Genomic DNA, 11,161 nt, shown 5'->3' on the forward strand with positions numbered 1-11,161 from the left:
TTCGGCCTGCTTGAGAAAGCCAATGATCTGTTCTTCGGTGAATCTGCTCTTCTTCATGTCCGTCATTCTCCTTCAGTGACGGACTTCTCTCTACTTTTGATTGGTAAGGCCTAAGGGGAGCAGATCAGGAAACCTTCAAGAGATCTGGGAAGGCTTGATTAAATTCTTTGCTGAATTCTCCTTTCTGAGGAAGTTCTGGAATGCAGGTTAGCAAAACATGAGCCATGGAGATTGGTGATTTGATTAGGATTAATAAAGCAACGATCTTTAATATGGTTTTTTTCATTTTGCTACCTTTTGGGATTTAAAATAACGGGGTTTGAGGCTTAAGAAGTGTTGAACGCATTCGTTGTGCCTAGACTCAGTAAATAGGACTATTCCAGCGTGACGTAACGAGGCTATTCTCCAAATGAATATCTCCTTATGGATATGCCCTTTGAATTCAATGTCCGCCTCGTCTAGCAAATGATTTATTTCGATGGATTTTTTGATAGCAATTTTCACTAGTAGACATTGGTCTATTATGGCTGCGAGCTCGGAGGTTACGGTTTGTAAGCCTCTTCCCTTTTGTCGTTTTGGTTGCATTTTTAACCTCCTTCGCCTTCGTACATGGCGACATTTGCACTTTCTCAATACTCGAAGAATGGGTTGTGATTTGCAAATTAATAATACTTACAAAATCATATGTAATGATTTGTGAGGTGTTTTAGATTGGATGTCCCCCCTACGGAATAGTGCTCCGATGCTTGCCAATTGGTAGGGAGATCTTGTGGTGGGGTGAGTGAGGTGATTTTAGATTGTTTATCGGCGATGTAATATAAATTTCTTTGCCATAAAATTAATATGGTATAAAATTATATTATTGTACATTACTCATCAAGATGCAATTTAAAAAATGATCTACTCTTTAAATGACGGGCTAGTGGTTTTTGATGCCGCAGCCAGTGTGCTAAAGAAAAATGGCGCGCCACCTTTACAATTGCGGCATACAGAAATGCTTTTGTTGAGATGTCTCTTGGATGGTGTGAGCGACAAGAGAAACATTATTGATTTTGTCTGGCCAAATATGGTTGTTAGCGAAGGAAGTTACCATAAATTGATTTTTGATTTGAGAAAAAAATTCATAGAAGTTGGTCTTAATCCTGAGTTGATAAAAACCATTCCGAGACGTGGCTGTGTATATATGGGGAAATTTGAACTTGTCTCTGATGAATTAGATGAATTTAAATTATCAAAAGATTCTGAGGACGTGGGGGCTGATTCTCACTGTGCCACTGTGACAGTGGAATCTAAAGAAGTTGTTATGCTTTCGCCTTCGTTTCAGGAGCTAAAAAATGGAAAGGTTTGGTACTTTAAAAAAGTATTGATTTTTTCTTTTGTGGGGGCGGCAATTGGTTGGGTTGCTGCTTGGTCAATTGATTTTATTGTTCCCGGTATAGAAAGAACAGTATCTGAACAAGGTGTTAAGCTGGTTCTGCTTGATGGGGTGATGCCTAAAAACTTGTCAGTATCAACCGGTGTTCAGGTGATTTACTATAAAAAATTTAAAGTTTCAGAAAATACCTACGTATGTAAAAAATTTAATGACAATGGCACGGGGGTAAAATGCGAAAATCTCATAAAATTCAATTACTAATTGTTGCTTTATTTGCCGCGTATTTAGGGGCCTATGTATATAACTACAGGAGCGATTTAAGTTTGGAATGTAGGGCCAATATTGGGAAGATGGATCTTCCAAAACGAAGGGGTGTTTCAACAGCGATCCATGGTTTTATTGATGTTGATTTCCCTTCGCAAAGTATCGTATTTGTCTTCGACTCGTCAGATGGAAGCCATGTCTTGCGTAGCGCACATGTTCAAATTATGCATAATTGGCTTGGTAAAATAAATAAAATCAAGATTGATTCTGCGACTATCAACAAGTCAGAGTCAGGCACGTTGGGCGATGACTTTAACATACTTACTCCTGGAACATTTTATGGTGTATCCATTCAAAATGTTGACAACTATGTGGCCCTCGTAAGGCTTGGCTTACCTTCATTGTTCTGTGAAAAAAAACCGTATTCGAAGTAGTGTGTATGCAGAGATTGAATGTGCAGAAGGCATCCGCAAAGGGCTTGAAGAGAGGGTAATGTTTTTTTTGCGCTGGTAATGATAAGTAATTTGCTGAAGGCGGGGTGTATAGATAGTATTGCATCAATGTTGAATGTATTACAAAGGTAGGTTCAAATGAAGACTAATATAATAAATGCGCAATATATCCACCAAATTGTTGAATTAGAACAAAACAACACTTTGTTGAATGCAAGTCTAACCGTGTTTCGCGAAGAGTTGCAACGAACCTTTTTGACGCTAATGGAGTGTAAGTGCCAGTTGGACCTAAAAGATAAAGCTCTTAATCAAAGACAAGACGAAATCCAGATGCTGACAAAAAAAATCGCAGTTATTGAAGAGAAAAAAGAGTGTTAGAGTCGGGTGACGTCCCAACGCTTTATGCCGTTGAAAATTCTGCGACTAAAATAGAGGGGATAAGCGGATTTAAATCTGGCGCCTATTCATGATTTTTAATTGGTTTAGGGCATCAAGCCACTGGGGTTTGATGCCCTAACAAAATTGATACTGTTACAGAGCGCAGTCCCACACTTCAACCCCAAAAGCTTTTTCAGCATGGGGGGTGTCAAGTGTATATACGTTTGTAGTGCGAAGCGGAGGGGAGTGTAGATGTAGGCTGACCAAGTGCCCCTCATGAGGATTAGCAATCTGATGAATTTCATCATTGCATGAAATTATGATCTGGCCTTTCATCAAGCAGCGTAACCTCACTGGATAGATAAAGCCAAATCCGTTGCGTCTAAACGCGGTTTCAAGTGCGATGCCATCCAAGACCAGTATACCGGATATGCACCCCTGATGGTCATGGATATGGCTTTGCTGGCCATTTTTCCACTTCACCAAGGTCAGTTCAAAGCTCGGGCTAGAATATATCTGGCTGCGATCAAGCTGGCTCTGTGTGTAGTTTTGAAAACTAAGTCTATTTTCCGAGGCCATCTGGCTGATTGTTTCTAAATAATGTCGAACTTCCGTTGTGCTCAACGGGGCCATCTGATCGCTCGTCAGCAAGTCGCTCAGTTCACGCATGTACTTTCCTTTATGTTAAGTCAAAAATGCTACCAGCACCGAGCCGGGAGCAGAAGAGGCGTCACAAGGCATACAAGAATCAAATAATGTATTTAGATTAAGCGACTATATTTTTGCATGAATTCACTGGCCTGGATCATTGATATTTATTTCAATACATTAAATCAAATTAATCATGAATAAGGCTTTATGGGCAAGCCTTATCAGCCTTGTTTTGCCAGTGAAAAATTATCGCCAAGCTATGGCAGGTTTGTAGGGTGGCCAATCACAAGCGAGGGATTGGCTCTATGCCGAGGAGGGGCTGTAAATTGGCAAGTGGAAGTAGATCCAGTGGCCGATCTTCACCGCTTGGGGTGTCTGCTGCCGGCCTCAAGTCTGGCCCATTGGGTCCGTATTTGACCGGACTGCAGAAGGTCGGACTGACTATCGGTGATGATGCGGCCCATGAAGAGGTGATCATTGCTCCTGAGCGTGCGATGAGCGGCATGCGTCTGGCGCAGATCCTCGACTGGACTGCCCCGGGTGCCGTAGACAAATTTCTGTCTCACGCCGAAGCCCGCTCAAAGGCCTCGAGGCGGATGCCACCCAGGTAACTATAGTGGCGGGTTCGATTGTAGAAAGCCTCGATGTAATCGAATACATCTGACATGGCCAAGTCGCGGGTTTTGTAAATTCATTTACGGATACGCTTCTTTTTCAGACTGCTGAAGAAGGACACTACTACGGCGTTATCCCAGCAATTGCCACGTCGGCTCATGCTGTATTCAAGGTCGTGAGAGAGGCAGAAACGGTGACAGTCATTACTGTTATATTGCAACCCTTGGTCGGAATGGACCACCACGCAACCAGTAGGCTTGCGCCGCCACAGCGCCATCAGCAGGGATTCCAACGCCAATTCGCGGCTCAATGTAGATTTCATCGACCAGCCCACCACCTTGCGTGAGAACAAGCCGATCACTACCGCTAGATAAAGCCAGCCCTGCCAGGTGCGGATGTAGGTAATGTCTGTTACCCAGGCTTGGTCAGGCTGTGATGTCGTGAATCCACGGTTCAGATGGTTGGGGGCTAACAAAGCGGGGCGCCCTGCAATGGGCCGTGGGGCTTTATAGCCGCGCTGAGCCTTGATTCTGTGTTGCCGCATGATTCTGGCGACACGATGCTTGTCACACAGCTCGCCGATTTCGCGCAGGTCGCCCAGAACACGGCGAGATCCATAGACCCCACCACTGGCCTGCCACGAGTCACGAATCAGAGCCAGTAATCTAGTATCTTCCTTGGCGTGGTCGGACTCGGGGCGATGCAGCCATTGATAGAAGCCGGCGCGGGCAACTTGCAATAAACGGCACATGGTCGTCAGTGGCCAGGCATGACGATGCTCGTTCATGAAGCGGTACTTCACTCGGACTCCCTGGCAAAGTACCGCGCGGCTTTTTTTAGAATATCTCGCTCTTCTTCTGTGCGGCGCAGTTGCGCCTTAGGGCGAAGGATTTCGCTCTTGGCCTCAATCAGCTCGGTCGCCTGCTTCTCGGAGTTATCTGGACTGACCGCTTTCACCCATTTGTAGAGGCTGTGGCTGGAAACCCCAAGTCGGGCGGAAACTTCGGCAACCGAGTAACCGTGCTCAGTTACCTGTTTGATGGCTTCTTCTTTGGAATTCAGAGGTGAAGCGCTGCGTGCTTATGGACATCCTCCTATGTTCAAATCATAGGGCAGGATTGCTTACAGGAGCTGGGGCATGCTGATCACCTTTCTCTTGATCAGTGATCAATAGGAGCCGCTGAGGCTATTGGAAATAGGTGCCATACTTTACCTACTTACCATACTTTGTTGGTACGCGGAGATGGACGCGGTAAAAATCAGAAGCAAAAATTTTAAATAATTTGATATTGTAATAAATTTTTAGATTTTTAAATAATACATGTAGTTTCGTTTGCGGAGGTTAGTTCGTATAATGCGATCTACTGATTAACGCAAATCGCTGCGCCATTCATAGGTATATCATGTCTCGTAAAATTTCTTCTTGTTTGTTTTTGGTATTTTGGTCATTCCCTGTAGTGGCAGGTATTAGCGTAGATCCTATCGAAATGGTGGTGGTAGATGCTGGGAAGAAAAGCCCTGTTTTTAAAGTGAAGGCTGAGGGAAGTAAAAAAGAATTTGTAAAAATTTCTGTGCATGAAATTAAAAATCCGGCAACTCCGGAAGAGTTGGAAGTGCAACCGGCTGAATGGGGGGCTTTGGTGGTGACACCTCAAAAGTTAATTTTGGAGCCACGGTCTCACAAAATTGTACGAGTGGCTAGTATCTTGCCTCAAGATGATAAGGGTCTAAAGGAACGAGTGTTTCGAGTGCGCTTTTCTCCAGTTGATGGAGAGCGCGAGAGTGAGGGGGGATTTGAAAGTCAACTTGGTATCAATGCCACCTTGGGTGTAAGCATTAGTTGGGGAGCTTTAGTTAGATTGGTGCCAAAAAAACAAAAAGTAGATTTTGCTCTACAACCTGATGGTGGCTTGAGGAACACTGGAAATGTGCGTTTTCGTGTTAAAAACTTGCGTATGTGTGTAAGTGGAAATGATTGCAAACCACATAAATTCACTGAGCGTAATTTATACCCAGATCAAGTCATGATCCTGGGTGACTCGGATCAGATTAAGTATATGCGTTTTATTATTCAACCTGATAATAAGGAGCCAAAAGAAGTAGTTGCCGATGAGCTACTAGCAAAAAATAGTGAGTAAAAAAACTTTGTGTTGCACTGGGAGAAATTTAAAGGTAGGTGTCGTGCAATTTTCTTTGATAGTGAAAAGGGATTTGATTTCCCATTTTAGGATTATCTAAATGATTAAAAAGCTTATTCTGTGCAGTGCCCTATCCATGTTTGCTGTAGGTGCGTTTGCTACCGAGTCAGTAGATCGTGTTTTTAATGTAACGACGGATATTAGTTCGAGGCTGGACGTTCGTGCTCGTGGTGGTGGTCTCTTGGATACCAACGTAACCATGGTTCATACACCCAATGTAGGCCTGAATGCTAAACTTGTGGAGTTTGAGGCGGTAACAAATATCCAAGATAAAGGAATGAAAGTCTCTTTGTTTCAAGAGCCATTTCTAATAGATGCAACAGGTGAGAAGCGCATCAAGCTTGGTGTGGCCATTGGTACTCAGCCTATAACGATGGGGGCTCCGGTTACAGTGGCTGCAAACGGCTTTGTTAACGGTTTGCATGTTAATAACATTATTATTTCGGATGCGTCTCCTGCTGTTGCTGAAAGCAACTCCTTGCATCAAGCAAAAGGGAAGGCAGTATCTGGAGTTTATACTGGGAAGGTATATTTGAGATTTGAGATGGAAAGTTAATTAATGAAGGCATGGCTGTGATCTGAATCCCCTAAGCATGGACATCCAGCCATGCCTTTTTTGTGTCAGCTACTGAGTTTTGTTGCTTGTGATTAGCTCCTGTTTTTGGGTTCACAAAATATATAGTCGCTAGTGCGGCTATATTGGTTTTGGGTAAGGTATAATTTTAATGATATTAAAGCAGAAGTTATTGAGAGGAGGGGTTTTTCTATTCGTTTTGGCGGGATTTCCGCTTTCTGTCAATGCTGCAAAAGTCCCTCCTGAGTTTGAAAATTTACTGGAGGAAGACCGGCGTTTAGTGGATGTGTTTCTACATGGCAAATCTCTTGGTCAATTTATGGCAGTGTTACGATCAGGGACTGTACAATTTGAGGAGCCTGAAGAGTTGTGGGGCAGTTTGCCATTTGCTGCTCGTAAACAGGAGCCCTTGAGGCAGGCTTTGAGGCAGGTATTCGATAAAAATAGCCAGTGGCTGTGCTCCATAGCGGGGCAGAAAGATTGTGGCCACATTGATACAAATAGTGTTGCATTAATATTTGATGATGACAATAGTAGTGTCGAGCTCTTTTTTGCAAGAGAATGGCTTCCGCTGGAAGCTAGTGAGAGTGTATTTCATCAGCCTGATCCAGAAAATATAGGTGCTTTGGTGCATCATCAAGCTCTCAATGCAAGTAGTGATCTGAATGGAAATCGCTATTTCTCCTTGCAGGGCAATGGTGCATGGGGCATGAGTGAGCAGAGCTATTTAGGCTTGCGGTGGAATGGGGTTGTTGCCAAGTCCAAAGGCGGGGAGAGTCGACGGACTTTAGTGGAAGATTTGTATTATCGTTATGATTGGAATGTTAGACACTACCTGCAGGTAGGGCGTATGAGTGCCAATGGCTTGTATGCCTTATCTGGCAGTGGTTTTAGTTTTAATACCCTACCAATTGTCGATATTCAAGGAGTAAGAGTCGGAAGTACAGATGCTTATCGTAATCTTGGTATTAGTAAAGATTTGGCATCGCCTCTTGTTGTTCAGTTAACGCAGAGGGCAAAAGTAGAAGCATTTCGAGGTGATATTTTACTAAATACCTACTACTTGGATGGTGGTATGCATGTCTTGGATACGACATTATTTCCTGAGGGGAGCTATCAAATAGTTTTGCGTATCCACGATAATGGTGGGGGGGAGCGTCACGAAATTCAGTCATTTACTAAAAATAGTATGGGACTGGGGTATAGCGACCTTGCCTGGTTTTTCCAAGCAGGTCAGGTTGTAAATCAAAGTGAGAAGAGAGCAGATAATTCACATAGCGCCCAGATAGGTATGCGTTTCATGCCTATGACCGGTTTGCGGCTGAGCGTAGGTGTGTCGGCATTTTCTCCATTAGAAAGTAAGAAGACAGAATGGCCGATCAGTAAATCTATATTTCATGAGCTAAAAGTTGAATGGCGGAAACCTACGGTGATCGGGAATTTGGATTTTAGTGCTTCACATATGCAGAGTGCAAATCGTGATATCGTGTCAAGGGCGCATACTGTAGCATGGAATAATGGGATTGGAGCACAAATAAGCCACTATCAACAAGTGACGCAAAATTGCGCATTACTAATAACCGCTGTGCAGCGTTTTAGTGGTTGTCGACAAAGCTTTAACGTCAACCTTTATAGTAATAATCTGTTTAGTCCGTATGGTGTTACTCTAGGTTATACTCGAAGCCATGAACAGATGTTTGGGCAAACTCCCCGTAGAGTGGATTCAAAAATGCTTGGTTTGAGCCATAGTAAGCGTTGGGGGGGATTTAATTTGAACACCCAGGTCAACGTCTTTAGCCGACAGAATGTTTCTCGGCATGCTAATCGCCAGCGGGGTGGTATGTTGACGCTGTCAATGAGTCGTGCCACTCCTCATTCCGACGTTGGACGACAGACAACGACCAATTTGAACTTACAAGCGGGGCGTAAGGAAGGCAGTGGAGTAGGTAGCTACCGGTTAGAGCACGCTGCTTCTCAACAGAATGGTAGCCAGCGTAGCTGGGGTTTGGCAGTGGGAGGAGATCAGAGCAATGGTGTGAATCTAGCACACATGAGTGCTACTAGTACGGGTCGTTTCGGAGATAACCAAGCTGTAATCGATATGCAGCGGCAAGTTAATAAGTGGGGTAGCCAGTTCAGTTTGGCTCACCGTTCAACATTTGCGTTAAGCAGGGAAGGTATGGGATGGGGGCCCGGAGGGGGGGGAGGGGTTGCACCTAGCGGCATATTGCTTAAGTTGCCGAAACTGGATGGAGCTTCTGGAGTCCGCTTGTCACGTCAAGCAGGGTTTGAGTTGGATGCGCCACACGACACTATGACTTTCCTTGGAGTTGATGGTTACCAAAGTGACAAAATAAGTTTGCACGGAGTTGCTGATGGCTCTGATGCTAGCGATATCCATCTGCAAGGCTTGCCCCACCATCCCAGCTTTCTAACTCCAGGCCGTATTCGCTCCATTCACGTGAATGGAGGCCTACAGTTCAGTTATGCAGGCCGTTTTCAAGCTGAAGGTATTTCGTTGATGGGGGCGACTATATTGGGCACAAGCTCTCAATTGGATGAGCGCGAAGGCGCATTATTCCAGACTAGTAGTCGATTAGGTAAGGTGCTGAATTTATCTCACCCATCGCATGGTAAATTCTTATGTGATTTAGTGCCGCAGCGCCATGTTGCAGGGTTGGTTTACTTGGGAACCAGTCAATGCCGGTTGCTTGAGAGTATTCAAGAAGCAAAGCCACACAAAATATGAATTTTTCGTCGCTGAATGATGGAATTTTAGAGGGCAATTAATAGATCATATGAGCGGCATGTGCTTTTGAAATATTTTTCGTTTTCTGATGTTTGAATGTAGGGTATTGGCGTGATACTAATGCTTTGAGCATGCAGGTTGTGATAGATGGCCAGCATTGTAGTTGAGAGACTATAACTCTTACTGCGAAAGTAATGCAATGGCTTGCTTCGCAATTATATTTCCTGCAATGGCTGTACCGATTTATGTTTGTGAACAGAGTGGGTGTGGTCTAATTCATAATATTTGTTTGATTTTGTAGGGTTATTTTTATATGTATAAATATATTTTCATGGTTTTTTTAAAGCTATGGGTGATGAATGCATGGTCAGGTGTTATTAGTCGTGAGTTTTTTGTGGAAAAGGTGAATCCTGGCACTGTGATAATGGAGTTTTTGCCTCCTGATATTGTGTCTGAATTATATAGGGATTATTTTTATGATGCTCCATCTACTATATACATTCGGTGTTCAGGGTGCCTTCTTTACACGATTCCAATGGTATTCGTGAATGAGAAAACTGGGGAGCGGGTCCATCATAACGTCGGTGCATGGTCATATAAAACTAGCCATGATCCAGTAACACTGAAATGTACAATAAATAACTTACAAAAAAGAAATCTTGTTTGGGATGGGAGAGGAGAGGATGTTTGTGGAGCACCATTTAGGCCTGGGGCTCTTGATCATCATCCTAAGACTTGGAAGATGTCTTTGCAATCGGCAGGCCTTGTTGCGCTACTAATGCCCGGACGTTGGATTGCTGAGGTGCCTTTGGAATTTGTCGCGGCGGACACAGTCAGCCGCGACAAACAGGGTACTTTATTTAAGGCGGTACCATTTACGTTAAAAATTTCTGTTGAAGTGCTTGCTCCAGCTTTAAAAATATTGGGAGACACAAATATTCATATGAAAATGTATGAATTTAATCAAGCTATTGGGGGGGCGGCTATGGAGTTTTACGGTTCAGCGGATATATCTATTTGTGGAAAAAAAATTGACCGTAGTGAGAGACCTGGCTCACCTGATGTGAATATACGCTTGAGTTCAGAGTCTATTTTACGGCACGAGAGTGGCTCAGGCGAAAGTATTCCGTTTAACGTGTTTTTCTCAATAGTTGGAAACAAACCTATGGTGCCAGGTCACAATTATCTGTTTGATACTGGCTCTTTTGGTCCGTATCGTGGCTGCAGTAAGCAGATTATCTCAGTTAGTACTGAGAGGTTGCCTAGAGGAAAATTTAAGGCGGGACGTTACTTTGGGATGTTTCAATTAACAATGAGTGCCGTTCCTTAAGTGAGATTTTAGTTTATTGTTAGTGTGCCCTAACTGTTTTGTTTTCTTTTTGAGCGATGCTTTATGCGATAACCGAGATCGCGACATCTTCGGAGCTGTGCCAAAACTTCGGGTTATGTGACCGGCCCCTAGGATAGGGTCAAGGCTCATTTAAAATTGATTAAAATTTCCTGCTTTTGCTCCTGCTCCACTCGCTGACTCATGCGGAGTCGCGGAAAATGCTGTGGATGTTTGATGGTCTAGATTGATCTTCCCCCGGTAGGTATGCCAAAGGGCACCTCGAATACCCCGAAATTTTTAGTGAACCAGGCCACGACATGAATACCGCGACCACATTCGACGCAACTTCCTAGACAAACTGCCATTTTGGGGGGCGTCACGTGATTTTTTGCAAACTGGCAATCCAGGCGAGTTCGTGCATCAGAAGGCTTGGATTACCGCCTTGCAGAGGCGCTGTTGCACAAATCCTGAACAGGGCGAGTTTCCCCTTTCCCCAAGCGGACTTATGCCACCGCCACCGTGCATGGACGGCCCAGCATGCTGAAGCGGTTCAAGATGGCAGCACGCACTTGCAG

9 protein-coding genes and 1 pseudogene are annotated in these 11,161 nt (G+C 44.1%); 7 read left to right on the forward strand and 3 right to left on the reverse strand.

Features of this window, described 5'->3' with window-relative positions:
- Positions 1 to 124: 124 nt before the first annotated feature.
- On the reverse strand, positions 125 to 286 hold the full coding sequence (locus tag B0T39_RS25765; protein WP_176219654.1) for a hypothetical protein: 162 nt from the start codon (positions 284 to 286) through the stop codon (positions 125 to 127).
- Positions 287 to 895: 609 nt separating this feature from the next.
- Here B0T39_RS25765 and B0T39_RS25380 point away from each other — a divergent pair.
- The 3 genes from B0T39_RS25380 to B0T39_RS24300 all read left to right on the forward strand — a co-directional run bounded on the left by B0T39_RS25380 (position 896) and on the right by B0T39_RS24300 (position 2,469).
- Positions 896 to 1,636 (forward strand): winged helix-turn-helix domain-containing protein, encoded by a 741-nt coding sequence (locus tag B0T39_RS25380; RefSeq protein WP_141111393.1) that lies wholly within the window; start codon positions 896 to 898, stop codon positions 1,634 to 1,636.
- Complete coding sequence (locus B0T39_RS25385; protein WP_141111394.1) at positions 1,606 to 2,073, forward strand: hypothetical protein; 468 nt, start codon at positions 1,606 to 1,608, stop codon at positions 2,071 to 2,073. Before B0T39_RS25380 ends, B0T39_RS25385 begins: the two co-directional genes overlap by 31 nt.
- A gap of 156 nt (positions 2,074 to 2,229) precedes the next feature.
- On the forward strand, positions 2,230 to 2,469 hold the full coding sequence (locus B0T39_RS24300) for a hypothetical protein (protein ID WP_081551275.1): 240 nt from the start codon (positions 2,230 to 2,232) through the stop codon (positions 2,467 to 2,469).
- Positions 2,470 to 2,622: 153 nt separating this feature from the next.
- Here B0T39_RS24300 and B0T39_RS24305 read toward each other — a convergent pair whose 3' ends face one another.
- A complete protein-coding gene (locus B0T39_RS24305; RefSeq protein WP_081551277.1) occupies positions 2,623 to 3,138 on the reverse strand; it encodes a cysteine dioxygenase in 516 nt (171 codons plus the stop codon).
- A 544-nt stretch (positions 3,139 to 3,682) separates the two neighbouring features.
- Positions 3,683 to 4,819 (reverse strand): annotated as a pseudogene (locus B0T39_RS24310) (IS3 family transposase).
- Positions 4,820 to 5,138: 319 nt separating this feature from the next.
- Here B0T39_RS24310 and B0T39_RS25390 point away from each other — a divergent pair.
- From B0T39_RS25390 to B0T39_RS25395, 4 genes are all read left to right on the forward strand, one after another.
- Positions 5,139 to 5,873: a hypothetical protein gene (locus B0T39_RS25390; protein WP_141111395.1), complete on the forward strand. Its 735-nt coding sequence runs from the start codon at positions 5,139 to 5,141 to the stop codon at positions 5,871 to 5,873.
- A gap of 100 nt (positions 5,874 to 5,973) precedes the next feature.
- Positions 5,974 to 6,489, forward strand: coding sequence for a CS1 type fimbrial major subunit (locus tag B0T39_RS24315; protein ID WP_081551279.1), 516 nt, complete (start codon positions 5,974 to 5,976; stop codon positions 6,487 to 6,489).
- A gap of 169 nt (positions 6,490 to 6,658) precedes the next feature.
- Positions 6,659 to 9,256 (forward strand): TcfC E-set like domain-containing protein, encoded by a 2,598-nt coding sequence (locus B0T39_RS24320; protein ID WP_081551281.1) that lies wholly within the window; start codon positions 6,659 to 6,661, stop codon positions 9,254 to 9,256.
- A 313-nt stretch (positions 9,257 to 9,569) separates the two neighbouring features.
- Complete coding sequence (locus B0T39_RS25395; protein WP_141111396.1) at positions 9,570 to 10,586, forward strand: hypothetical protein; 1,017 nt, start codon at positions 9,570 to 9,572, stop codon at positions 10,584 to 10,586.
- Positions 10,587 to 11,161 lie beyond the last annotated feature (575 nt).

The organism is Chromobacterium haemolyticum (genome assembly GCF_002081825.1).
Taxonomy (GTDB): domain Bacteria; phylum Pseudomonadota; class Gammaproteobacteria; order Burkholderiales; family Chromobacteriaceae; genus Chromobacterium; species Chromobacterium fluminis.

What these genes read in the sequence shown, in the direction of transcription:
- B0T39_RS25765 (WP_176219654.1), bottom strand. Translation starts at nt 286, where the DNA reads ATGAAAAAAACCATATTAAAGATCGTTGCTTTATTAATCCTAATCAAA.
- B0T39_RS25380 (WP_141111393.1), top strand. Translation starts at nt 896, where the DNA reads ATGATCTACTCTTTAAATGACGGGCTAGTGGTTTTTGATGCCGCAGCC.
- B0T39_RS25385 (WP_141111394.1), top strand. Translation starts at nt 1,606, where the DNA reads ATGCGAAAATCTCATAAAATTCAATTACTAATTGTTGCTTTATTTGCC.
- B0T39_RS24300 (WP_081551275.1), top strand. Translation starts at nt 2,230, where the DNA reads ATGAAGACTAATATAATAAATGCGCAATATATCCACCAAATTGTTGAA.
- B0T39_RS24305 (WP_081551277.1), bottom strand. Translation starts at nt 3,138, where the DNA reads ATGCGTGAACTGAGCGACTTGCTGACGAGCGATCAGATGGCCCCGTTG.
- B0T39_RS25390 (WP_141111395.1), top strand. Translation starts at nt 5,139, where the DNA reads ATGTCTCGTAAAATTTCTTCTTGTTTGTTTTTGGTATTTTGGTCATTC.
- B0T39_RS24315 (WP_081551279.1), top strand. Translation starts at nt 5,974, where the DNA reads ATGATTAAAAAGCTTATTCTGTGCAGTGCCCTATCCATGTTTGCTGTA.
- B0T39_RS24320 (WP_081551281.1), top strand. Translation starts at nt 6,659, where the DNA reads ATGATATTAAAGCAGAAGTTATTGAGAGGAGGGGTTTTTCTATTCGTT.
- B0T39_RS25395 (WP_141111396.1), top strand. Translation starts at nt 9,570, where the DNA reads ATGTATAAATATATTTTCATGGTTTTTTTAAAGCTATGGGTGATGAAT.